This is a genomic window from Streptomyces sp. NPDC005492 (genome assembly GCF_040605995.1).
Lineage (GTDB): Bacteria > Actinomycetota > Actinomycetes > Streptomycetales > Streptomycetaceae > Streptomyces.
This window is the reverse complement of the sequence record NZ_JBEXDX010000076.1, coordinates 1-24,055: the sequence shown is the minus strand read 5'-3', so window position 1 is coordinate 24,055 and position 24,055 is coordinate 1. Positions and strand designations below refer to the sequence as shown.

Genomic DNA, 24,055 nt, shown 5'->3' with positions numbered 1-24,055 from the left:
GTCCCAGCGCGTCGGTGTCCGCTCCCCGCGTCGGCAGCCGTAGACCGGGGTCCGCCCGGGGCGTGGCACTGTCGGCAGGCCCCCGCCTCGTCACCCGCAGGCCGCCCTCGGCGGATCGCCGGCGCATCGTGCGCCTCGTAGCACCGGCCGTCCCGGTGCGCCCGTATCCATGCCCCCGCCCATACACCCGCCCAGGAGCCAGCCCAACGCCCGGCGCCGCCCGCGGCCCCCTGCCCCGTCACCCGCAAGACACCCCCGGATCGCCCCGAAGCCTCCCCGCGGAATCCTGCGCCGGCCCCCCGTGTTCTACCTGCAGAAGGCCCTCACATCGGCCTGAAGGCGATCCCGGAGCCCGGGATGGCTACCATGGGCACTCCGGAGCCTGACCGGGGGACCCGGATCGCGCACGAGGAGTCCTCTTGGCAGACGAGGCCCAGCACCTGACCGCCGCCAAGCCCGAGCCCACCCCGGGCCCTGCGGTGGAGCCCGCGTCCAGCGCGTCCAGCGAACCGCGCGGGACGGCGGAGCACGCCCAGACGGCGCCCGCCGACAAGGCGGCCGAGCCCTCGCGCCCCAAGCCGGACCAGCCCGAGCGCCCTGCGCCCCGCCCCACAACCGGTCAGCCCGCCCCGCGCTCCGGCGGCTCCTCCAACCGCGTGCGCGCCCGCCTGGCCCGCCTCGGTGTGCAGCGTTCCAACCCGTACAACCCGGTCCTGGAGCCCTTGCTGCGGATAGTGCGCAGCAACGACCCGAAGATCGAGACGGCCACCCTCCGCCAGGTCGAGAACGCCTACCAGGTCGCCGAACGCTGGCACCGCGGACAGAAGCGCAAGAGCGGCGACCCGTACATCACGCACCCGCTCGCCGTCACCACCATCCTCGCCGAGCTGGGTATGGATCCGGCCACCCTCATGGCGGGACTGCTGCACGACACCGTCGAGGACACCGAGTACGGCCTCGACCAGCTCCGCCGCGACTTCGGCGACTCCGTCGCCCTGCTCGTCGACGGCGTCACCAAGCTGGACAAGGTCAAGTTCGGCGAGGCCGCGCAGGCCGAGACCGTGCGCAAGATGGTCGTAGCGATGGCCAAGGACCCGCGCGTCCTGGTCATCAAGCTCGCAGACCGCCTGCACAACATGCGCACCATGCGCTATCTCAAGCGCGAGAAGCAGGAGAAGAAGGCGCGGGAGACGCTCGAAATCTACGCGCCGCTCGCCCACCGGCTGGGCATGAACACCATCAAGTGGGAACTGGAGGACCTCGCCTTCGCGATCCTCTACCCCAAGATGTACGACGAGATCGTCCGGCTGGTGGCCGAGCGGGCACCGAAGCGTGACGAGTACCTCGCCATAGTGACCGACGAGGTCCAGACCGACCTGCGCGCCGCCCGCATCAAGGCCACCGTCACCGGCCGCCCCAAGCACTACTACAGCGTCTACCAGAAGATGATCGTCCGAGGCCGCGACTTCGCCGAGATCTACGACCTGGTGGGCATCCGCGTCCTCGTGGACACCGTCCGCGACTGCTACGCGGCCCTCGGCACCGTGCACGCGCGATGGAACCCGGTCCCCGGCCGGTTCAAGGACTACATCGCGATGCCCAAGTTCAATATGTATCAGTCGCTGCACACGACAGTAATTGGCCCCAACGGCAAGCCTGTTGAGCTTCAGATCCGTACGTTCGACATGCACCGCCGCGCCGAGTACGGCATCGCCGCGCACTGGAAGTACAAGCAGGAGGCCGTCGCCGGCACCTCCAAGGTCCGCTCGGAGACGCCCCGGACCACCGGCAAGGACGACCACCTCAACGACATGGCGTGGCTGCGCCAGTTGCTCGACTGGCAGAAGGAGACCGAGGACCCGGGCGAGTTCCTGGACTCCCTGCGCTTCGACCTGTCCCGCAACGAGGTCTTCGTCTTCACACCGAAGGGCGACGTCATAGCGCTGCCGGCCGGTGCCACCCCGGTGGACTTCTCGTACGCGGTGCACACCGAGGTCGGCCACCGGACCATAGGGGCACGGGTCAACGGCCGCCTCGTACCGCTCGAATCCACCCTGGACAACGGCGACTTGGTGGAGGTCTTCACCTCCAAGGCACCCGGCGCCGGCCCCTCCCGCGACTGGCTCGGCTTCGTCAAGTCGCCGCGCGCCCGCAACAAGATCAGAGCCTGGTTCTCCAAGGAGCGCCGCGACGAGGCGATCGAGCAGGGCAAGGACGCCATCGCCCGCGCGATGCGCAAACAGAACCTGCCGATCCAGCGCATCCTCACCGGCGACTCCCTCGTCACGCTCGCGCACGAGATGCGCTACCCGGACATCTCCTCGCTGTACGCGGCGATCGGCGAGGGGCATGTCGCCGCGCAGAACGTCGTACAGAAGCTGGTGCAGGCGCTCGGCGGAGAGGAGGCGGCCACCGAGGAGATCGACGAGAGCGTGCCGCCGGCGCACGGCCGCGGCCGCAAGCGCCGGTCGAATGCCGACCCGGGTGTCGTCGTCAAGGGCGTCGACGACGTGTGGGTCAAACTGGCCCGCTGTTGTACGCCCGTTCCCGGCGACCCCATCATCGGTTTCGTCACGCGCGGTAGCGGTGTATCGGTTCACCGCAGTGACTGCGTCAACGTGGAGTCACTGTCCCGCGAACCCGAGCGCATCCTCGAAGTCGAGTGGGCGCCCACCCAGTCCTCGGTCTTCCTGGTCGCCATCCAGGTCGAGGCCCTGGACCGCTCCCGGCTCCTCTCGGACGTCACCCGCGTCCTGTCCGACCAGCACGTCAACATCCTCTCCGCGGCCGTCCAGACCTCCCGCGACCGCGTCGCCACCTCCCGCTTCACCTTCGAGATGGGCGATCCCAAGCACCTGGGTCACGTCCTGAAGGCGGTCAGGGGAGTGGAGGGCGTCTACGACGTGTACCGGGTCACCTCGGCGCGGAACAAGACGTAGCGGATACGACGAAGGGGCTCCCGTACTTCGAAGTACGGGAGCCCCCTCCTCATGCGTGGCGTGCGGTCAGCCGCCGAACTCCTGCAGACCCTTCAGCGCCTGGTCCAACAGAGCCTGGCGGCCCTCCAGTTCGCGCTCCAGCTTGTCGGCCCGGGAGTTGTTGCCCTGGGTCCGCGCCTGCTCGATCTGGCCCTTGAGCTTGTCCACGGCAGCCTGGAGCTGGCCGGTCAGACCCTCGGCACGCGCGCGTGCCTCCGGGTTCGTCCGGCGCCACTCGGTCTCCTCGGACTCCTGGAGCGCCCGCTCAACCGTGTGCATCCGGCCCTCGACCTTCGGGCGGGCGTCACGCGGCACATGGCCGATGGCTTCCCAGCGCTCGTTGATCGAGCGGAAGGCCGCGCGGGCCGCCTTCAGGTCCGTCACCGGCAGGAGCTTCTCGGCCTCCTCGGCCAGCTCCTCCTTGAGCTTCAGGTTCTCCGTCTGCTCGGCGTCCCGCTCCGCGAAGACCGAGCTGCGGGCGGCGAAGAAGACGTCCTGGGCACCGCGGAAGCGGTTCCACAAATCGTCCTCGTGCTCGCGCTGGGCGCGGCCCGCCGCCTTCCAGTCGGCCATCAGCTCGCGGTAGCGGGCGGCCGTCGGCCCCCAGTCCGTCGAGTCCGACAGCCCCTCGGCCTCGGCGACCAGCCGCTCTTTGATCTTGCGGGCGTCCTCGCGCTGCGCGTCCAGCGACGCGAAGTGCGCCTTGCGGCGCTTGGAGAACGCCGACCGCGCGTGCGAGAAGCGGTGCCACAGCTCGTCGTCCGACTTGCGGTCCAGACGCGGCAGACCCTTCCAGGTGTCCACCAGGGCACGCAGCCGCTCACCGGCCGCCCGCCACTGGTCGGACTGCGCCAGCTCCTCCGCCTCGACGACCAGCGCCTCCTTGGCATGCCGGGCCTCGTCGGACTGCTTGGCGCGCTGCTGCTTGCGCTCCTCGCGGCGCGCCTCGACGGTCTCCATGAGCTTGTCCAGCCGGACCCGCAGCGAGGCCAGGTCGCCGACCGCGTGGTGGGCGTCGACCTGCTCGCGCAGATGGTCGACGGCGGCCTGCGCGTCCTTCGCCGACAGGTCGGTGGTCTTCACTCGCTTTTCGAGGAGGCCGATCTCGACAACCAGGCCTTCGTACTTGCGCTCGAAGTAGGCCAACGCCTCCTCGGGGGAGCCGGCCTGCCAGGAACCGACGACCTGCTCGCCGTCGGCCGTACGCACGTACACGGTCCCCGTCTCGTCGACGCGTCCCCACGGGTCGCTGCTCACAGCGCCTCCTCCACATGATGCCTGCACAGGGCCTCTGTGCCCCCGGGCATCGTCCACAGTTTCGTCACGGCCAACATAGGCGACCGGCGGGTTGCCTGTCCGCATCCCGCGCGACCGAAATTTCGCTGTTGACGGTCAGGATTTGGTGACAGTCGCCTTGTTGATCACGACCGTCGCGTTCGGTGCGGTGTTGCCCGTCGTGGCGTCGGCGGCCTGGGCCCCGGCCGCGGCGATTTTGTTCAGGACCTTCATGCCCGCGGCGTCGATCGTGCCGAACGGCGTGTAGCTGGCCGGCAGCGTGGAGTCCTTGTACACGAGGAAGAACTGGCTGCCGCCGGTGTGCGCCTGACCGGTGTTGGCCATCGCCACCGTGCCCGCCGGGTAGATCCCGCCCTTGAGGCTCTTGTCCTTCAGGTTCTCGTCCGGAATCGTGTAGCCGGGACCGCCGCTGCCCGCGCCCGTCGGGTCGCCGCACTGCAGCACGTAGATGCCGGTGGTGGTGAGCCGGTGGCACTTCGTGTGGTCGAAGAAACCCTTGCTGGCAAGGAAGTTGAACGAGTTCACGGTGTGCGGCGCGGCCGACGTCTTCAGCGCGATGTCGATGTCACCGCAGGTCGTCGCCAGCTTCATCGTGTACTTGGCCGACTTGTCGATCGTGACCGCCGGCTCCTTCTTCCAGCTCAGCGTCTTGATCTTGCCCGCGGCCGGCTTCGCGCACGGGTCCGGCGCCTTGCTCGTCGCCGAGGCGCTGGGCGTCACGTCCGCGCTCGCGTTGGACTTGTCGTCGTTGCCCTTCATGACCCCGGTCGTGTACAGCGCCACACTGCCGATCACGACCACGCCGAGCACCGACGCGATCACCGAGTTGCGCATACGGGCCTTGCGTCGAGCGGACGTACGCCGCTGCTGCTGCCGCAAGAACTTCTCCCGCGCGAGCTGCCGCTTCCGCTGTTCCTGGGTGACCACCGGATTCTCTCCTCATGCGTCTCGTACGTCGACTGGGACGCGTGCGTCTTGTGAGCCGACCGCCTGCGTGTGCCCCGTACCGTATATGGGTTCGCTGAGGATTCGGCAGCGCCGGTAGGCTCTGACCACTGACGCAGGGATCCTTATCCCCGCCCGTATCGACACAACGAAGGACGATCGTGCTCATTGCCGGGTTCCCCGCCGGGGCCTGGGGGACGAACTGTTATCTCGTCGCCCCCGCCGCCGGTGAGGAGTGCGTGATCATCGACCCGGGCCATCAGGCCGCCCAGGGAGTCGAGGAAGCGCTCAGGAAGCATCGGCTCAAGCCCGTCGCGGTCGTCCTCACCCATGGCCACATCGACCATGTGGCCTCGGTCGTCCCGGTCTGCGGCGCGCACGACGTGCCGGCCTGGATCCACCCCGAGGACCGGTACATGATGAGCGACCCCGAGAAGGCGCTCGGCCGTTCCATCGGGATGCCGCTGATGGGCGAGCTGACCGTGGGGGAGCCCGACGACGTCAAGGAGCTGACCGACGGCGCGCGGCTCGCGCTCGCGGGACTGGAGTTCTCGGTCGCGCACGCGCCGGGCCATACGAAGGGGTCGGTGACCTTCCAGATGCCCGAGAACCCGGAGATCCCCTCCGTGTTCTTCTCCGGGGATCTGCTCTTCGCCGGCTCCATCGGACGCACCGACCTGCCCGGCGGCTCCCACGCCGAGATCCTCGACTCGCTGGCCCGTGTGTGCCTGCCGCTCGACGACTCGACCGTGGTGCTGTCCGGCCACGGCCCCCAGACGACCATCGGCCAGGAGCGCGCGACCAACCCGTATCTGCGGGAAACGGCCGCAGGCCGCCGAGATCACGGCGCTGACGTGAACGCTCCCCGACGAGGAATGTGACGAGACCTTCCGTGAGTACTTTCCAGGCCCCCAAGGGCACGTACGACCTTCTGCCGCCCGATTCCGCCAAGTACCTCGCCGTGCGCGAGGCGATCGCGTCCCCGCTGCGCAACTCCGGCTACGGCTACATCGAGACGCCCGGCTTCGAGAACGTCGAGCTCTTCGCGCGCGGTGTCGGAGAGTCCACCGACATCGTGACCAAGGAGATGTACGCCTTCGAGACCAAGGGCGGCGACCAGCTCGCCCTGCGCCCCGAAGGCACGGCTTCCGTACTGCGCGCGGCACTTGAGGCCAACCTGCACAAGGCGGGCAACCTCCCGGTCAAGCTCTGGTACTCGGGCTCCTACTACCGCTACGAGCGCCCCCAGAAGGGCCGTTACCGCCACTTCTCCCAGGTCGGCGCCGAGGCGATCGGTGCTGAGGACCCGGCCCTGGACGCCGAGTTGATCATCCTGGCCGACCAGGCGTACCGCTCGCTCGGCCTGCGGAACTTCCGCATCCTCCTCAACAGCCTGGGCGACAAGGAGTGCCGTCCGGTGTACCGGGTCGCGCTCCAGGACTTCCTGCGCGGCCTGGACCTCGACGAGGAGACGCTGCGCCGCGCGGACATCAACCCGCTCCGGGTCCTCGACGACAAACGCCCGGACATCCAGAAGCAGTTGACGGACGCGCCGCTGCTGCGCGACTACCTGTGCGACGCGTGCAAGGCGTACCACGAGGAGGTGCGCGAGCTGATCACGGCCGCGGGCGTCTCCTTCGAGGACGACCCCAAGATGGTGCGCGGTCTGGACTACTACACCCGCACCACCTTCGAGTTCGTCCACGACGGACTGGGCTCCCAGTCCGCGGTGGGCGGCGGCGGCCGCTACGACGGCCTCTCCGAGATGATCGGCGGCCCCGCACTGCCCTCCGTGGGCTGGGCGTTGGGCGTCGACCGCACGGTGCTGGCCCTGGAGGCGGAGGGCGTCGAACTCGAACTCCCCGCGTCCACCAGTGTGTTCGCGGTTCCGCTGGGCGAGGAGGCCCGCCGGGTCCTCTTCGGCAAGGTGACGGAGCTGCGCAGGCTGGGCATCGCGGCCGACTTCTCCTACGGCGCCAAGGGCCTCAAGGGCGCCATGAAGAACGCCAACCGCAGCGGCGCCCGCTACACGATCGTCGCCGGTGAACGCGACCTCGCCGAGGGCGTCGTACAGCTCAAGGACATGGAGTCCGGGGAGCAGTCGGCGGTCGGTGTGAACGAGATCGTGGCGGAGCTGGAGTCGAAGCTCGGCTGAGGGCGAAGGTGGGGTCTGGGGGCGGCAGCCCCCAGACCCCTCAGTCCAGCAACCCGTACCGCATCGCACTCGTCACCGCCGCCGTCCGGTCGTCCACCCTCAACTTGCCGAAGACCCGCAGCAGATGGGTCTTCACCGTCGACTCCCCGATGTACAGCCGGCGCCCGATCTCCGCGTTGGTGCAGCCCTCCGCCACCAGCCGCAGCACAGCCGTCTCCCGCTCCGACAGCCGTGGCCGTTCCGGTTTGGTGCGCAGTTGGTCGACCAGGCGGGCGGCCACCGAGGGGGCCAGGACCGTCTCGCCGCGCGCTGCGGCCCGTACCGCGTCGGCCAGTTCGCCACGCGGCAGGTCCTTCAGCAGATAGCCCGCCGCGCCCGCCTCCACCGCGCGCAGGATGTCGCGGTCCGTCTCGTACGTCGTGAGGACGATCACCCGGCAGGGCAGTCCGGCCTCGTTCATCCGCACGATGGAGTCGACGCCTCCGCCGCCCGGCATCCGCAGGTCCATCAGCACGATGTCGGGGCGGAGTTCGGCCGCCAGCGCCTCGGCCTGCGGTCCGCTGGACGCGTCGGCGATCACGTCGAGGTCGGGTTCCGCGCTGAGCATGGCGCGCAGGCCCTCCCGTACGACGGGGTGGTCGTCGGCCAGGACGATCCGGATCATCGCGCACTCCTCCGCGGGGCGACCGGCAGCAGTACCGTCACCGTCGTGCCGTCGCCCGGCGCGCTGTGCACCAGGGCCGTTCCGCCCACCTCGGCGGCCCGGGCCCGCAGGCCCGCCAGGCCGTAGCCGCCGGACACCGCACCCGGGTCGAAACCGCACCCGTCGTCCCGTACCGAGACGGTCAGCGTCTCGTCGGCGTACCCGAGGGTGAGGCTCACCGTCGCCGAACTCCCCGCGTGCTTGCGGGCATTGGCGAGTGCCTCCTGGCAGGTGCGCAGCGCCACCACCTCGGGTCCCGCCGGCAGGGCACGCACCGCGCCCGTCACCTCCAGGGTCGCGTCCTGGCGGGCGGCGAGCCGGCGCAGGGCGTCCGGCAGCGAGGCGTCGGCGAGGTCGGCGGGGGTGCCGCCGGCGACCAGGGCGCGGGCCTCGGCGAGGTTCTGCCGGGCGGTCTCGTCCATCAGGGCGAGATGGCGGCGGGCCTGTGCGGGGTCGTCGTCCAGCTCGGCCTCCACGGCCTGGACCAGCATCAGCAGGCTGGTGAAGCCCTGGGCGAGGGTGTCGTGGATCTCGCGGGCCATGCGCTCCCGCTCGGCCAGCGCGCCGTGCGCCGACGACAGCCGGGAGACCTCGTGGCGGCTCGCGGCCAGTTCGGCGATCAACTCCGCGCGCTCCTGACTCTGATCGATGATGCGGATGATCCAACTCCCGAGGGCCACCGAGAAGACCAGGGTCACCACGGCGAACACCGAGTTGAAGAACACGTCCTGGGCGCTCGGCCACCACAGCAGCGCCCAGCCGATCACCGGAGCGATGTTGATCACGGTCACCGCGATCAGCGCCCAGCGCAGCCGCAGCACCATGAAGCACGGCGGGACGAGGGCGAAGCCCATCAGCCGGGTCTCGCCGACCAGCACCGCCGACGGCAGGAACAGCGCCATCTCCGCGACGAGGTAACCGACGGCCCGCCGCTCGTCGGGCGGATCGCCCCGCAGGATCGGGCGCCCGAACCAGACGTACAGCGGGACCAGCGGGACGAGCAGCCCGGCCGCCGCCACGCGCACCGACCACCCCGGTTGGTCCGTGCCGAGCACGAACACCAGGGTGGCCAGCCAGATCAGCGCGAAGTACGTGTCCCAGAGCAGGAACGAGCGGTCCCAGGCGTCCGTGCCCGTCGCCCCGCCGGGGGCGTTCATCCGTCGCGCCGGTTCTTCCACCGGAAGGTCAGCAGACACAGCAGCAATCCTCCGACGCACCACGCCCCGAGCACCAGCGCGACCTTCCCGAACTCCCAGCTCCCGGCCTGCTCCAGCACCTGCGCCGACGAGGGCAGGAAGACCCCGCGCAGCCCCTGGCACATCCACTTCAGCGGGAACAGGGCGCCGATGTTGAGCATCCAGTCCGGGATGGTGTCGATGGAGATGTACACCCCGGAGATGAACTGGAGGACCAGGAAGGGGAGTACGACCACGGAGGTCGCGCTCTTGCCGGACTTGGGGACCGAGCTCACCGCGATGCCGAGCAGCGCGCAGGCCGTCAGACCGAGGACGAAGATCCACCCGAAGTCGAACCACTTCGACGCCGACGACGGGAGGTCGACGTCGTAGATGGTGGTGCCGACCAGGAGCAGGATCGCCGTCTCCGTCAGCCCCGTGACCAGAACCAGCCAGATCTTGCCGAGGAAGTACGCGGCCGGTGGCATCGGGGTGCCGCGGAGCCGGCGCAGCACCTTCTCGTCGCGTTCGATCGCGATCGAGATGCCGAGGGACTGGAAACTCGTCGACATGATGCCGGCGGCCATCATCGCCGGGACGTACAACTGCGAGGCGTTGACGCCCGCGCCCCGGACGTCGTCCTTGAAGATCGACGCGAACAGGAACAGGAAGACGACCGGGAAGGCGAAGGTGAACACCACCTGGTCGCGCTGCCGGAAGAACTGCTTGAGTTCCAGGGTGCCGCGCCGCAGCCCGAGCCCCCAGGCACCGGGCAGCCGCTGCTCGGAGGCTCGTGCCCGGGTCACCGCGACGGTCGTGGTGGTGGTCATCGCACGTCCTCCTGTCCGGTCAGCCGGAGGTAGACGTCCTCCAGGGTGGGGCGGCTCACCAGCAGCCCGGGGATCTCGCCGTCGAAGCGGTGCATCAGTTCGGCTACGACCTTGGTAGGAGTGTCGGTGTGCTCCGCGCGCGGGGTGCCGTCGGGCTCGGTCCACTCGACGGTGGCTCCGGTGCCGTGGCGCTCGCGCAGGGCGGCCGGTTCACCCGCGGCGACCACCCGGCCGTGGGCGACGATCGCCAGCCGGTCGGCGAGGTTCTCCGCCTCCTCCAGGTAGTGGGTGGTGAGGAGGATGGTGGTGCCCTCGTCGGCGAGCTTGCGGATCAGGTCCCAGAACTGGCGCCGGGCCGCCGGGTCGAAACCGGTCGTCGGCTCGTCCAGGAGAAGGAGTTCCGGATCGCCGATCACTCCTAGGGCCACGTCCAGCCGCCTGCGCTGTCCGCCCGAGAGCCCCTTGATCCGGCTGTCGACCTTGGCTTCGAGCCCCACCAGGCCGATGACCTCCTCGGGGTCGCGCGGACGCGGGTAGTAGCGGGCGAAGTGCCGCACGGTCTCGCCGACCGTCAACTCGGCGGGTGCCGATTCGTCCTGCCAGACGATGCCGACCCGAGAACGCCACGCGCGTGTGCCCGTCGCCGGGTCCGAACCGAGCACCGACACCTGTCCCGCGTCCCGACCGCGGTTGCCCTGGAGGATCTCGACGGTGGTGCTCTTGCCCGCGCCATTGGGCCCGAGCAGGCCGAACACCTCCCCCGTGCGGATCTCCAGGTCGATGCCGTCGACAGCGGTCACGTCCCCGTACTGCTTGCGCAGCCCTCGCACATCCACTGCGAGATCGTTCGCCTGTGTTGTCATGCCAAGAGCATCGTCCGGAATCGAGCGCTCAGGGACGACCGTGCGTACTTCCTTATGTCCATCGAACGGTGGACACGCGTGCGCGTGCGGCACAATGGCCCTGCCCGAAGAAGGTCCAACTCTCAAGTGACGGATCGGCGTGATGAGCAAGACGACAGTGAAGGACGTCTCCACCGACTCCGAACCGGAGCACACGGACATGGAGCCGCGCACAGTGGGCAGCAGTCGCGCCTTCGCCGTGCTGCTGGTGATCACCGGTGCGGCCGGACTGCTCGCCGCGTGGGTCATCACGATCGACAAGTTCAAGATCCTTGAGGGCAAGGTCGCGGGGAAGACGTTCACCCCGAGCTGCAGCATCAACCCGATCGTGTCCTGCGGCAGCGTTATGGAGAGCAAGCAGGCCGCCGCCTTCGGCTTCCCGAACCCGATGCTCGGCCTGGTCGCGTACGGCATCGTCATCTGCGTCGGCGTGACCCTGCTGACCCGGGTGAAGTTCCCCCGCTGGTACTGGCTGACCTTCAACTTCGGCACCCTCTTCGGGGTGGGCTTCTGCACCTGGCTGCAGTTCCAGTCGCTGTACCGGATCAACGCGCTGTGCCTGTGGTGCTCGCTGGCCTGGGTCGCCACGATCACCATGTTCTGGTACGTCACCTCGTTCAACATCCGCAACGACTTCCTGAAGGCCCCCCGCCCGGTCAAGAACTTCCTGGGCGAGTTCACCTGGGTCCTCCCGGTCACCCACGTCGGCATCATCGCGATGCTGGTCCTGACCCGCTGGGGCGCCCAGCTCTGGGCCTGAGACCGGGCCCGACCGCATTGTCAGTGCGGTGACATAGGGTTTTGGACGTGGAGCCCGACCTGTTCACCGCCGCAGCCGAAGAACGCCAGGAGAAGGACCCGTCCTCCAGCCCCCTGGCGGTGCGGATGCGCCCGCGCACCCTCGACGAGGTCGTGGGCCAGCAGCACCTGTTGAAGCCGGGCTCGCCCCTGCGCAGACTCGTCGGCGAGGGGGCGGGCGGCCCGGCCGGACCGTCCTCGGTGCTCCTCTGGGGCCCGCCCGGCACCGGAAAGACGACCCTCGCCTACGTCGTCTCCAAGGCCACCGACAAGCGTTTCGTGGAGCTGTCCGCGATCACCGCCGGCGTCAAGGAGGTCCGCGCGGTCATCGACGGCGCCCGCCGCGCCACCGGCGGCTTCGGCAAGGAGACCGTCCTCTTCCTGGACGAGATCCACCGCTTCAGCAAGGCCCAGCAGGACTCTCTCCTCCCGGCCGTCGAGAACCGCTGGGTGACCCTGATCGCGGCGACCACGGAGAACCCGTACTTCTCGGTGATCTCCCCGCTCCTGTCCCGCTCCCTGCTCCTCACCCTCGAGCCCCTCACGGACGACGACCTGCGCGGGCTGCTCCGCCGGGCGCTGAGCGACGAGCGAGGTCTCAAGGCCGCGGTCGCCCTCCCCGAGGACACCGAGAACCACCTGCTGCGCATCGCGGGCGGCGACGCCCGCCGCGCGCTCACCGCCCTGGAGGCCGCCGCCGGGGCCGCCCTCGACAAGGGCGAGCCGGACATCACCCTCCAGACCCTGGAGGAGACCGTCGACCGCGCGGCGGTGAAGTACGACCGCGACGGCGACCAGCACTACGACGTGGCCAGCGCACTCATCAAGTCCATCCGCGGCTCCGACGTCGACGCGGCCCTGCACTACCTCGCCCGCATGATCGAGGCCGGCGAGGACCCCCGCTTCATCGCCCGCCGCCTGATGATCTCGGCGAGCGAGGACATCGGCCTGGCGGATCCCAACGCGCTGCCCATCGCTGTCGCGGCCGCCCAGGCCGTAGCCATGATCGGCTTCCCGGAGGCCGCGCTCACCCTCAGCCACGCCACCATCGCGCTCGCCCTGGCCCCCAAGTCGAACGCGGCGACCATGGCGATCGGCGCCGCCATGGAGGACGTACGCAAGGGGCACGCGGGCCCGGTGCCGATGCATCTGCGGGACGGGCACTACAAGGGCGCGGCCAAGTTGGGGCACGCCCAGGGGTATGTCTACCCGCACGACCTGCCCGAGGGGATCGCCGAGCAGCAGTACGCCCCGGAGGAGCTGAAGGACCGCGAGTACTACGAGCCCACGCGCCATGGAGCCGAGGCCCGGTACGCGGACGCGGTCGAGTGGACCAGGGCGCACCTCGGTCGTCAGCGGTCCTGAGCACCCTGTAGACTTCGCCGGAGTGCTGGGTCCTGTGCAGTCAGAACAGGACAGTCAGCCGGAGCCGGTCAAGGGACCCAGTCCCCGGACCATCTCCAGGAGCGTCGCGCACCCTTCGAACGGTGTCGCGGGCAGCCCACCACCACCCGGAATTCCGGGAAAGGTCGGTGGGCCACTCGTGTGCTGCACGTATGTGCCCAGACCAGGGGAGCGGCTGCCCGACAGGTCCCTCGCGGACCCGGCGGGTTTCCCCGACTGCGGATGCGACCTCCCTTAACCCTGACAAGCCGGAAATTAAGGAAAGAGACAAGTGGCGAACCAGTCCCGCCCCAAGGTCAAGAAGTCGCGTGCCCTCGGCATCGCGCTGACCCCGAAGGCCGTCAAGTACTTCGAGGCCCGTCCCTACCCGCCGGGTGAGCACGGTCGTGGCCGCAAGCAGAACTCGGACTACAAGGTCCGTCTGCTGGAGAAGCAGCGTCTGCGCGCGCAGTACGACGTGTCCGAGCGCCAGCTCGTCCGCGCCTACGAGCGTGCCTCCAAGGTCCAGGGCAAGACCGGTGAGGCCCTGATCATCGAGCTGGAGCGTCGTCTCGACGCGCTGGTCCTGCGTTCGGGCATCGCCCGCACGATCTACCAGGCCCGCCAGATGGTCGTTCACGGCCACATCGAGGTCAACGGCCAGAAGGTCGACAAGCCGTCCTTCCGCGTCAAGCCCGACGACGTCGTGATGGTCCGCGAGCGCAGCCGCAGCAAGACCCTGTTCGAGGTCTCCCGCGCCGGTGGCTTCGCCCCCGACGGCGAGACCCCGCGCTACCTCCAGGTGAACCTCGGCGCCCTGGCGTTCCGCCTGGACCGCGAGCCGAACCGCAAGGAGATCCCGGTGATCTGCGACGAGCAGCTCGTCGTCGAGTACTACGCCCGCTGATCACCTCACGGACGTAGCACCACTGCACGTCAGCCCGCCGTCTCCCCGCCCTTCCGGGTGGGCGAGGCGGCGGGCTTTCGCATGTCCACCCGCATCGCCGCGGGCCGCACCCGACCGCGCGGAACCGGCACCCCGTCGAGCGGGCGCGGCAGCCCGAGCGCCCGCGCCACGGCAGCCTCCCGGTCGAGCCGCGCCCCGTCCCGTACGCACTCCTCGTACCGCTCGTCGCCCAGTTGCTCCCGGGCCGTCGCCTCGCACAGCTCGTGGGGCGCGTTGTAGTACGCCGACCCGAACAGCGGCAGTCCGACCGACGGCCACATCCCAGCCGCCGCGCCCTGCAGCAGCGCGGCCTCGGCGGCATCGCCCTCCGCCGCCGTGACGAGGGCCAGCAGTTCGACCGCCAGCACCGAGCCCAGCAGATCGCGGAAACCGTGCGCGCTGCCCAGACAGTCCGTCAACAGGTCGCGCGCGAGCGGGAGTTCGCCGTCGCTCCAGGCCACGTACGCCAGCACGTACAGCGCGTACGCCCTCGTCCACCGCTCGCCGTGGTCCTCGCACACCCGCCGTACGTCCTCGCACAGCTTCACCGCGTCCGCCAGATCACCCTGGAAGGCCCGGGCCATCGCCAGTTCGACCTGGCCCATCAGCACAGTGCTGTTCAGCTCGCCGATCCGGCGGTAGCGGTCGAGGGCCGAGCGCAGCAGGGTCTCCGCCCTCGCCATGTCGTCGGTGACCAGGGCCAGACAGCCGGTGCGATGCTCCGCGTACGCCACCGCCGTGGGGTTCGCGGCCCGGTCCGCCTCCTCCCGGCACTCCTGGAGCGCGGCCAGCGCGGGCACGGTGTCGCCCTGGAGGATCGCCACATAGCCGAGCACCCACAGGGCCTTCAGCCGTGACTGGTCGTTGCCGGAATCCAGTCGCACAGCCTGCTCCAGCCAGTGCCGGCCCTCCGAGAGCCGTCCGCAGCCAGCCCAGCAGAACCACAGGGAGCCCGCCAGATATTGGCCCAGATGCGTCTCGTCCGGCTCGTTCAGGCAGTACTCCAGGGCACCGCGCAGATTCGGCAGCTCCGCCTCGACCCGCGCGGCGACCTCGCCCTGGCGCGGCGAGAACCAGTCCAGCTCGCACCAGGTCGCCAGCCCCAGATACCAGTCGCGGTGCCGCCGCCGCAGCCGGGCCCCGTCGCCCGTCGCCGCCAACCAGTCGGCGCCGTAGGCCCGGACGGTGTCGAGCATCCGGTAGCGCATGCCCCTCGCCGTCTCCTCGCGGACGATCACGGACTGTGCGAGCAGCTCGGACAGCACGTCGAGGACGTCGTCGGCGGGCAGCCCGTCGCCGCTGCACACATAGTCGACGGCCTCCAGGTCGAAGCTCCCGGCGAACACCGACAGGCGCGCCCACAACAGCCGTTCCTCGGGCGTGCACAGCTCATGGCTCCAGCCGATCGCCGTACGCAGCGTCCGATGCCGGGGCAGCGCGTCGCGCCGCCCACAGGCCAGCAGCCGGAACCGGTCGTCGAACCGCGCCAGCAACTCCCCGGGCGACAGCGCCCGCAGCCGCCCCGCCGCCAGCTCGACGGCGAGCGGAATCCCGTCCAACCGTCGGCACAGCTCCCGTACGTCCGCGTCGTCGTCCCCGAGGACGATCCCGTGGTGCGCGGCCCGCTCGGCGAACAGCTCCACCGCCTCTTCCTCGCCCAACGGCGCCAGCGCCAGCACCCGTTCGCCCGCCAGCTCCAGCGGCCGCCGCCCCACCGCGAGCACCCGCAGCCCCGGCGCCCGCCCCACCAACTCGGCCACCAGCGAGGCACACACCTCCACCAGATGCTCGAACCCGTCCAGCACCAACAGGAGTTGACGCTCCAACAGATGCGCGTGCAGTGTCTCGCGCGGCGACCGCGTGGTGTGATCCGTCAGGCCCAGCGCCTCCACGACCGCGAAGTCCACGAGTTCCGGATCGCGCACCGCGGCCAGCTCCACCCGCCACGCCCCGCCCGGGGGAGCGGACCGGGACGCCGCGCGGGCCGCGAGCCGCGACTTGCCGACCCCGCCGGGCCCGGTCACGGTGACCAGACGCGAGGCGTCGAGCGCCCGCGCCAGCTCGGTGAGTTCGGCCGCGCGGCCCACGAACCGGTCGGGTTCCAGGGGCAGATTGCCGTCGGCGCAGGAGCCGGTGCGCTGGGAAGCTCGCATGGAACACGGAGCGTACTGAACCGTATTCAGTCCGTACAATCGCTTCGCTCAACTCGACTGCGCGCGGGGCGTCAATGCGGTACGGAGCGCCACCCCCGGCGCGATAGGCTCGGGACCAGTTATCTACAGGTGTTCATGAGAGAGGGTGTCAGGTGTCCGGTGGAGAGGTTGCCGGGATCCTGGTGGCCGTCTTCTGGGCGATCCTGGTCTCCTTCCTCGCCGTCGCACTGGTGAGGCTGGCCCAGACGCTCAAGGCGACCACCAAGCTCGTCGCGGACGTGACCGACCAGGCCGTCCCGCTGCTGGCGGACGCCTCCTCGGCGGTGCGCTCCGCGCAGACCCAGATCGACCGGGTCGACGCGATCGCCACCGACGTCCAAGAGGTCACGTCGAACGCCTCCGCCCTGTCGACCACCGTCGCCTCCACCTTCGGCGGCCCCCTCGTCAAGGTCGCGGCCTTCGGCTACGGCGTCCGCCGGGCCCTCGGCGGCCGACGCGAGGCCGAGCCCGCCAAGGCCTCCCGGCGCACGGTGATCGTGGGCCGTACGGTCCCGGCCGCGCGGCGGGCCAAGCGCACCCGGAAGAAGGACTGACCGAGCGATGTTCCGCCGTACGTTCTGGTTCGGCACGGGCGTAGCCGCCGGTGTCTGGGCGACCACCAAGGTCAATCGCAAGCTGAAGCAGCTCACCCCCGAGCACCTCGCCGTGGCCGCGGCCAACAAGGCGCTCGAAGCGGGCCACCGGCTCAAGGACAGCGCGGTGGGCTTCGCGCTCGACGTCCGCGCCGGCATGGTCCAGCGGGAGGCCGAACTCGGCGACGCCCTGGGGATCAGCGCCCCGGTCGACCCCGAACTCCCCGGCGCCAGGCACCCCATCGCCATCGAGAACCGCAACACCCCGAAATCCGTCGACAGGACGGACAGAACGACGTACTCGTACAACCGGAATGAGGACCACTGATGGAGTCGGCTGAAATCCGCCGCCGCTGGTTGAGCTTCTACGAGGAGCGCGGCCACACCGTCGTCCCTTCGGCGTCGCTCATCGCGGACGACCCGACTCTGCTCCTGGTCCCCGCCGGCATGGTCCCCTTCAAGCCGTACTTCCTCGGCGAGGTCAAGCCGCCGTGGCCGCGCGCGACCAGTGTGCAGAAGTGCGTGCGCACGCCCGACATCGAAGAGGTCGGCAAGACCACCCGGCACGGCACGTTCTTCCAGATGTGCGGCAACTTCTCCTTCGGCGACTACTTCAAGGAAGGCGCCATCACCTACGCCTGGGAGCTGCTCACCTCGCCCCAGGACAAGGGTGGTTACGGGCTCGACCCCGAGCGGCTGTGGATCACGGTCTACCTCGACGACGACGAGGCCGAGACCATCTGGCGTGACAAGATCGGCGTCCCGGCCGAGCGCATCCAGCGCCTCGGCAAGAAGGACAACTACTGGTCGATGGGCGTCCCCGGCCCCTGCGGCCCGTGTTCCGAGATCAACTACGACCGCGGCCCCGAGTTCGGCGTCGAGGGCGGCCCCGCCGTCAACGACGAGCGGTACGTGGAGATCTGGAACCTCGTCTTCATGCAGTACGAGCGCGGCGAGGGCATCGGCAAGGAGGACTTCGAGATCCTCGGCGAGCTGCCCAGCAAGAACATCGACACGGGCCTCGGCCTGGAGCGCCTGGCGATGATCCTGCAGGGCGTGCAGAACATGTACGAGATCGACACCTCCATGGCCGTCATCAAGAAGGCCACCGAACTGACCGGTGTCGAGTACGGCGACTCCCACGACTCGGACGTCTCCCTGCGCGTGGTCACCGACCACATGCGCACCTCCGTGATGCTCATCGGCGACGGCGTGACCCCCGGCAACGAGGGCCGCGGTTACGTCCTGCGCCGCATCATGCGCCGCGCCATCCGCAACATGCGCCTGCTCGGCGCCACCGGCCCGGTCGTCAAGGACCTCATCGACACGGTCATCGCGATGATGGGCCAGCAGTACCCGGAGCTCGTCACCGACCGCCAGCGGATCGAGACCGTGGCCCTGGCCGAGGAGGCCGCCTTCCTCAAGACGCTGAAGGCCGGCACCAACATCCTCGACACGGCCATCAGCGACACCAAGGAGTCCGGCGGCAAGGTCCTCGCCGGCGACAAGGCGTTCCTGCTCCACGACACCTGGGGCTTCCCGATCGACCTCACCCTCGAAATGGCCGCCGAACAGGGCCTTTCGGTGGACGAGGACGGCTTCCGGCGCCTGATGAAGCAGCAGCGCGATCAGGCCAAGGCCGACGCCCGGGCCAAGAAGACCGGCCACGCCGGCGTCGGTGCCTACCGCGCGATCGCCGACCAGGCCGGCGAGACCGAGTTCATCGGCTACTCGGACACCCAGGGCGAGTCCACCATCGTCGGCATCCTCGTCGACGGCGTCTCCTCCCCGGCCGCCACCGAGGGCGACGAGGTCGAGATCGTCCTCGACCGCACTCCGTTCTACGCCGAGGGCGGCGGCCAGATCGGCGACACCGGCCGGATCAAGGTCGAGTCCGGTGCCGTCATCGAGGTCCGCGACTGCCAGAAGCCGGTACCGGGCGTCTACGTCCACAAGGGCGTCGTCCAGTTCGGCGAGGTCACCGTTGGCGCCAAGGCCGAGGCCGCGATCGACACCCGCCGCCGTACCGCCATCGCCCGCGCCCACTCGGCCACCCACCTCACCCACCAGGCGCTGCGCGACGCGCTCGGCCCGACGGCCGCGCAGGCCGGTTCCGAGAACCAGCCCGGGCGCTTCCGCTTCGACTTCGGTTCCCCGTCCGCGGTTCCCACGACGGTGATGACCGACGTCGAGCAGAAGATCAACGAGGTGCTCGCCCGCGACCTGGACGTGCACGCCGAGATCCTCAGCCTCGACGAGGCCAAGAAGCAGGGCGCCATCGCCGAGTTCGGCGAGAAGTACGGCGAGCGGGTCCGGGTCGTCACCATCGGCGACTTCTCCAAGGAGCTGTGCGGCGGCACCCACGTCCACAACACCTCCCAGCTCGGCCTGGTGAAGCTGCTCGGCGAGTCGTCGATCGGCTCCGGTGTCCGCCGTATCGAAGCCCTCGTGGGCGTGGACGCCTACAACTTCCTCGCCCGCGAGCACACGGTCGTCGCCCAGCTCCAGGAGCTGATCAAGGGTCGCCCGGAGGAGCTTCCGGAGAAGGTCTCCGCCATGCTCGGCAAGCTGAAGGACGCCGAGAAGGAGATCGAGAAGTTCCGCGCCGAGAAGGTGCTCCAGGCCGCCGCCGGTCTCGTCGAGTCCGCCAAGGACATCAACGGCGTCGCCGTCGTCACCGGCCGGGTCCCGGACGGCACCACCGCGGACGACCTGCGCAAGCTGGTCCTCGATGTGCGCGGCCGCATCCAGGGCGGCCGGGCCGCCGTGGTCGCGCTGTTCACCGTCAACAACGGCAAGCCGCTGACGGTCATCGCCACCAACGAAGCCGCCCGCGAGCGCGGCCTCAAGGCCGGCGACCTGGTCCGTACGGCCGCCAAGACCCTCGGCGGCGGCGGTGGCGGCAAGCCGGACGTGGCCCAGGGCGGCGGCCAGAACCCGGCCGCCGTCGGCGAGGCCGTCGAGGCCGTCGAGCGCCTTGTCGCCGAGACGGCCAAGTAAGAATCGGCCGCGAACATGCGCAGAGGACGCCGGCTCGCGATCGACGTCGGGGACGCCCGGATCGGGGTCGCCTCGTGCGACCCCGACGGGATCCTCGCCACTCCCGTCGAGACGGTCCCCGGCCGCGACATCCCGGCGGCACACCGCCGGCTGAGACAGCTCGTCGAGGAGTACGAACCGATCGAAGTCGTCGTCGGCCTCCCCCGCTCCCTCAAGGGGGGCGAGGGCCCGGCCGCCGTGAAGGTCCGGGCCTTCGCCCAGGAGCTGGCCAGGGGCATCGCCCCCGTAGCGGTCAGACTGTTGGACGAACGGATGACCACGGTGACGGCCAGTCAGGGACTGCGGGCATCGGGGGTGTCGTCCAAGAAGGGCCGCTCGGTCATCGACCAGGCCGCCGCTGTGATCATCCTTCAGCAGGCGTTGGAATCCGAACGGGTGTCAGGTAAACCACCCGGCGAGGGCGTCGAAGTGGTCATCTGATCGCGATACGGTAACGTTCCGCGCGATGCGATGGTGTTCGAACAGCCATGGCACAGCAAGAGGCGGGACGGGAGCCGGAGCCCCAAGCGCCGCGACCGCCGCCTCGCGGCTCTAGGGGATCGATGACTGAGTATGGCCGGGGCCCAGGCTCCGAACCGTGGCATCCGGAGGACCCGTTGTTCGGGGACGTCGGATGGGAAGGCCAGCAGGCCCACGTGGGCCAGCAGTCCTCCTACGGCGGCCAGCCGCAGCACTATCCGGAACAGCCCCAGGAGTCGCAGTACGGCGACTGGGGCCACGGCCAGCAGGCCGATTACGGTCAGGCGCAGCAGCAATACCAGGTCTACGAACAGCAGGGCCACCCTCAGCAGTACCCCGACCAGCAACAGTGGGCGGACCAGCAGCAGTACGCCGATCAGGGGCATCAGCAGTACGCCGGTCAGCAGCAGCAGTACCAGCAGGGCGGCTGGGACGCCACCGGCACGCACGGCCATGTCCCCTACGCCGCCGACCCCGGCGACCCGTACGGACAGCAGGCCGCCGCGTACGGCGAACAGCAGCCCGATTTCTACGGCACCCCCGACGCGTTCCCGCCGCCGGAGCCGCCGGGTCAGCGGCGCACGGAACCCGAACCGGAGCGGACCGACTGGGACCCGGGCCCCGACCAGGGCGAACACGCGTTCTTCGCGGGCGGCGACGATGACGACGAGGCCGACGACGAGCCGGCCGGACGCGGTGACCGGCGGGGCAAGGGCGGCAAGGGCAAAGGCGGCAAGGAGAGGAAGCGCCGCAACGGCTGTGCCTGCCTGGTGGTCGTCCTGGTCTTCGGTGGCGGCCTGGCCGGTGTCGGCTACTTCGGCTGGCAGTTCTACCAGGATCGTTTCGGCACGGCACCCGACTACGCGGGGGACGGCACCGGCTCGGTGAGCGTCACCATCCCGAAGGGTGCGGGCGGTTACACCATCGGCCAGGAGCTGAAGAAGCAGGGCGTCGTGAAGAGCGTCGACGCGTTCGTGGCCGCCCAGTCGCAGAATCCCGACGGGAAGAAGATCCAGGCGGGCGTCTTTCTGCTGAAGAAGCAGATGTCCGCGGCGAGCGCCGTCAAGCTGATGCTCGACCCCAAGAGCCAGGACAATCTGATCGTCGCCCCGGGCTGGCGGACTACCCAGGTGTACGCGGCGATCGACAAGAAACTCCAGCTTTCCACCGGCACCACCAAGGCCGTCGCCAAGAAGGAATACAAGAGCCTCGGACTGCCCAGTTGGGCGAACAGCGACAAGAACATCAAGGACCCGCTGGAGGGCTTCCTCTACCCGGGCACCTATGGCGCCGCCAAGGGCATGAAACCCGAAACGGTCCTCAAGCAGATGGTCACCGAGGTCAGCGACAAATACGGCTCGATCGACCTTGAGGCGAAGGCCAAGGCGCTCAATCTGGACAGCCCGCTGCAGGTCATCACGGTCGCGAGCCTCGTCCAGGCCGAAGGCAAGACGCACGAGGACTTCCGTAAGATGGCCGAAGTGGTCTACAACCGCCTCAAGACCACGAACACCGAGACCAACCAGTACCTGCAATTCGACTCGACCTTCAATTACCTGAAGGGCCAGAGCAACATCCGCATCAGCGAGTCCGAGATCAACAGCAACAAGGACCCGTACAACACCTACACCCAAAAGGGCCTCCCGCCCGGTCCCATCGACAATCCCGGTGACGAGGCGCTCGCCGCGGCACTGAATCCGACCAAGGACGGCTGGATCTACTTTGTGGCGACCGACGGCGAGAACAAGACCGAATTCGCCAAGACGTACGCCGAATTCCAGGCACTCAAGGAAAAGTTCAATGCCACCTCGGGCAACTGACGCCCGCCGGGCCGCCGTGCTCGGTTCGCCCATCGCCCACTCCCTCTCCCCGGTGCTGCATCGCGCGGCATACGGGGAGCTGGGGCTCGACGACTGGTCCTACGACCGCTTCGACGTCGACGAGGCCGGTCTGCCGGGGTTCTTCGAGAACCTCGGACCGGAGTGGGCCGGGCTGTCGCTGACCATGCCGCTGAAGCGCGTCGTCATACCGCTCCTCGACGAGATCAGCGACACCGCGGCGTCGGTGGACGCGGTCAACACGGTCGTGTTCACCGAGGACGGCCGACGTGTCGGCGACAACACCGACATCCCCGGCATGGTCGCCGCACTGCGCGAACACGGCATCGAACAGGTCGACTCGGCCGCGATCCTCGGCTCCGGCGCCACCGCCTCCTCCGCCCTCGCAGCCCTCGCCCGCGTCTGCACCGGCGAGATCGTCGCCTACGTCCGAAGCGAGGCCCGCGCCGCCGAAATGCGGTTGTGGGGAGAGCGGCTCGATGTGGAGATCCGCACGGCCGACTGGTCGGACGCGGCCGAGGCCCTGCGCGCCCCCCTGGTCATCGCGACCACCCCCGCCGGCACCACGGACACCCTCGCCTCCGCCGTACCGGAACGCCCCACCACCCTCTTCGACGTCCTCTACGACCCCTGGCCCACCACCCTCGCGGCCCGCTGGTCCGGCTACGGCGGCGCGGTCGTCAGCGGCCTCGACCTCCTGGTCCACCAGGCCGTACTCCAGGTGGAACAGATGACCGGCCACCACCCGGCACCGCTGGACGCGATGCGGAGGGCGGGGGAGAAGGCGCTGGCGGACCGCTGAGGAGGCGCTCCGCTGGGTTGGGGGGTCGGGGGCGATGCGGTGTTCGCCGAGAAGGTGCTGGCGGGGGCGTGAGGCATGGCCGACGGACTGCTGACGCGCATTCGGTGGGGTAGGCGAGCGGGCGCGGATCGGCTTCGGCTGTCGACATCGGCGTGGCCCGGACAGGAACAGGAAGAGGACGACCTGGCAAGCGAGGAGAGGTAGGCGTGCTGCTTCCTCGCTTCAGTGAGGTCGCCGAGGGGGCCCGATCGGCTGGGTCGGCTGTCGGCCTCGGCTTGGGCGGGTGGTGGAGCGGGCTTCTGGTGGAACGCTGGGCCCGACGCGGTGGCTCGGCCGAATCTGCGTCCGTGGACTGCTGGGCCCGACTGATCAGTTTGGGCGGGGCTGTGCCTGTGGGCTGCCGGGCCCGACTGATCGGTTTGGGTGGGGCTGTGTCCGTGGGCTGCCGGGCCCGATCGAGCAGATCGGCCGGGAGTATGTCGGTTGGCTGTTGCCTCTGGCTTGGGTGGGCAGGGGAGTGCGCCTTGGCGGGCCGCTGGGGCCGGCGCGGTGGTTCGGCCGGGGCTGCCCCTTTGGCCTGCGGGGTCCGACCGATCGGGCTGGCGAGGCGGCACCCGGGCGGGACCCATCGGCTGGGCCCAGGCGGCGCCCATGGACCGCTGAGCCCGACCCACCGGCTCTGCCGAGTGCGTGTCGGCGGCTCCCGGCCGCGACGGCCCCGGGCCGCGAGAGGCCACGCGAACCCGCCCCTCACCCCCATACCCCGTCCGTTCTCTGGACCGCAGGCCAGGTGCATGCCCCGGACGTGGGAGGATCGGGAGTGGCGGGCCAGGGCCGCGCACCCGGTTTCGCCGTCGCCGTACGCGAGGACGCGCGTGCGCAGGGCAGTAGTAGGGCGCGAGCATGAGGAGCACCGTTGAGCAGGTTGCGCTGGCTGACCGCGGGGGAGTCCCACGGTCCCGCACTCGTGGCGACGCTGGAGGGGCTTCCCGCCGGTGTG

19 protein-coding genes are annotated in these 24,055 nt (G+C 69.7%); 12 read left to right on the top strand and 7 right to left on the bottom strand.

Going from position 1 to position 24,055, the window contains the following annotated elements:
- Positions 1-419: 419 nt before the first annotated feature.
- Positions 420-2,939, top strand: coding sequence for a RelA/SpoT family protein (locus ABZT04_RS43985; protein WP_356065774.1), 2,520 nt, complete (start codon positions 420-422; stop codon positions 2,937-2,939).
- 66 nt (positions 2,940-3,005) lie between these two features.
- Here the strand turns inward: ABZT04_RS43985 and ABZT04_RS43980 are convergent, their stop codons facing one another.
- Together ABZT04_RS43980 and ABZT04_RS43975 are read right to left on the bottom strand one after the other, a co-directional pair.
- Positions 3,006-4,235, bottom strand: a complete 1,230-nt coding sequence (locus ABZT04_RS43980; RefSeq protein ID WP_356065771.1) for a DUF349 domain-containing protein — start codon at positions 4,233-4,235, stop codon at positions 3,006-3,008.
- 135 nt (positions 4,236-4,370) lie between these two features.
- Positions 4,371-5,201, bottom strand: a complete 831-nt coding sequence (locus ABZT04_RS43975; RefSeq protein ID WP_355919020.1) for a peptidylprolyl isomerase — start codon at positions 5,199-5,201, stop codon at positions 4,371-4,373.
- A gap of 179 nt (positions 5,202-5,380) precedes the next feature.
- Between ABZT04_RS43975 and ABZT04_RS43970 the strand changes: the two genes are divergently transcribed.
- Together ABZT04_RS43970 and hisS are read left to right on the top strand one after the other, a co-directional pair.
- Positions 5,381-6,100 carry an MBL fold metallo-hydrolase gene (locus ABZT04_RS43970; RefSeq protein WP_356065769.1) on the top strand — a complete coding sequence of 240 codons (720 nt, stop codon included), beginning with the start codon at positions 5,381-5,383 and terminating at the stop codon, positions 6,098-6,100.
- A gap of 11 nt (positions 6,101-6,111) precedes the next feature.
- On the top strand, positions 6,112-7,374 hold the full coding sequence (gene hisS, locus ABZT04_RS43965; RefSeq protein ID WP_356065766.1) for a histidine--tRNA ligase: 1,263 nt from the start codon (positions 6,112-6,114) through the stop codon (positions 7,372-7,374).
- Between the two features lie 40 nt (positions 7,375-7,414).
- Here hisS and ABZT04_RS43960 read toward each other — a convergent pair whose 3' ends face one another.
- Genes ABZT04_RS43960 through ABZT04_RS43945 form a run of 4 tightly spaced genes read right to left on the bottom strand, consistent with a single transcriptional unit; the run spans position 7,415 to position 10,945 of the window.
- On the bottom strand, positions 7,415-8,038 hold the full coding sequence (locus ABZT04_RS43960) for a response regulator transcription factor (protein WP_356065763.1): 624 nt from the start codon (positions 8,036-8,038) through the stop codon (positions 7,415-7,417).
- Complete coding sequence (locus tag ABZT04_RS43955) at positions 8,035-9,234, bottom strand: sensor histidine kinase (protein WP_356065777.1); 1,200 nt, start codon at positions 9,232-9,234, stop codon at positions 8,035-8,037. Before ABZT04_RS43955 ends, ABZT04_RS43960 begins: the two co-directional genes overlap by 4 nt.
- Positions 9,231-10,082 (bottom strand): ABC transporter permease, encoded by an 852-nt coding sequence (locus tag ABZT04_RS43950; RefSeq protein ID WP_356065760.1) that lies wholly within the window; start codon positions 10,080-10,082, stop codon positions 9,231-9,233. The genes ABZT04_RS43955 and ABZT04_RS43950 overlap by 4 nt, the downstream gene beginning before the upstream one ends.
- Positions 10,079-10,945 carry an ABC transporter ATP-binding protein gene (locus ABZT04_RS43945; RefSeq protein WP_356065757.1) on the bottom strand — a complete coding sequence of 289 codons (867 nt, stop codon included), beginning with the start codon at positions 10,943-10,945 and terminating at the stop codon, positions 10,079-10,081. The genes ABZT04_RS43950 and ABZT04_RS43945 overlap by 4 nt, the downstream gene beginning before the upstream one ends.
- Before the next feature lie 142 nt (positions 10,946-11,087).
- Between ABZT04_RS43945 and ABZT04_RS43940 the strand changes: the two genes are divergently transcribed.
- The 3 genes from ABZT04_RS43940 to rpsD all read left to right on the top strand — a co-directional run bounded on the left by ABZT04_RS43940 (position 11,088) and on the right by rpsD (position 14,072).
- Positions 11,088-11,744 (top strand): vitamin K epoxide reductase family protein, encoded by a 657-nt coding sequence (locus tag ABZT04_RS43940; RefSeq protein WP_356065754.1) that lies wholly within the window; start codon positions 11,088-11,090, stop codon positions 11,742-11,744.
- A gap of 47 nt (positions 11,745-11,791) precedes the next feature.
- Positions 11,792-13,147 carry a replication-associated recombination protein A gene (locus tag ABZT04_RS43935; RefSeq protein ID WP_356065752.1) on the top strand — a complete coding sequence of 452 codons (1,356 nt, stop codon included), beginning with the start codon at positions 11,792-11,794 and terminating at the stop codon, positions 13,145-13,147.
- Between the two features lie 310 nt (positions 13,148-13,457).
- Positions 13,458-14,072 (top strand): 30S ribosomal protein S4, encoded by a 615-nt coding sequence (gene rpsD, locus ABZT04_RS43930; RefSeq protein WP_019066381.1) that lies wholly within the window; start codon positions 13,458-13,460, stop codon positions 14,070-14,072.
- A 29-nt stretch (positions 14,073-14,101) separates the two neighbouring features.
- Here rpsD and ABZT04_RS43925 read toward each other — a convergent pair whose 3' ends face one another.
- Positions 14,102-16,264, bottom strand: a complete 2,163-nt coding sequence (locus ABZT04_RS43925) for an AAA family ATPase (protein ID WP_356065749.1) — start codon at positions 16,262-16,264, stop codon at positions 14,102-14,104.
- A gap of 152 nt (positions 16,265-16,416) precedes the next feature.
- On the opposite strand from ABZT04_RS43925, the gene ABZT04_RS43920 reads away from it, so the two are divergent.
- The 6 genes from ABZT04_RS43920 (at position 16,417) to ABZT04_RS43895 (ending at position 23,055) form a co-directional block, all read left to right on the top strand.
- Complete coding sequence (locus tag ABZT04_RS43920) at positions 16,417-16,857, top strand: DUF948 domain-containing protein (protein WP_355918989.1); 441 nt, start codon at positions 16,417-16,419, stop codon at positions 16,855-16,857.
- Positions 16,858-16,864: 7 nt separating this feature from the next.
- On the top strand, positions 16,865-17,224 hold the full coding sequence (locus ABZT04_RS43915) for a hypothetical protein (protein ID WP_356065746.1): 360 nt from the start codon (positions 16,865-16,867) through the stop codon (positions 17,222-17,224).
- Positions 17,224-19,896 carry an alanine--tRNA ligase gene (alaS, locus tag ABZT04_RS43910; RefSeq protein ID WP_356065744.1) on the top strand — a complete coding sequence of 891 codons (2,673 nt, stop codon included), beginning with the start codon at positions 17,224-17,226 and terminating at the stop codon, positions 19,894-19,896. Before ABZT04_RS43915 ends, alaS begins: the two co-directional genes overlap by 1 nt.
- A 15-nt stretch (positions 19,897-19,911) precedes the next feature.
- A complete protein-coding gene (gene ruvX / locus ABZT04_RS43905; RefSeq protein WP_356065741.1) occupies positions 19,912-20,376 on the top strand; it encodes a Holliday junction resolvase RuvX in 465 nt (154 codons plus the stop codon).
- 122 nt (positions 20,377-20,498) lie between these two features.
- Positions 20,499-22,235: an endolytic transglycosylase MltG gene (mltG, locus tag ABZT04_RS43900; protein WP_356065738.1), complete on the top strand. Its 1,737-nt coding sequence runs from the start codon at positions 20,499-20,501 to the stop codon at positions 22,233-22,235.
- Entirely contained in the window at positions 22,216-23,055 is an 840-nt protein-coding gene (locus tag ABZT04_RS43895; protein ID WP_356065735.1) for a shikimate dehydrogenase, read from the top strand. Before mltG ends, ABZT04_RS43895 begins: the two co-directional genes overlap by 20 nt.
- Positions 23,056-24,055 lie beyond the last annotated feature (1,000 nt).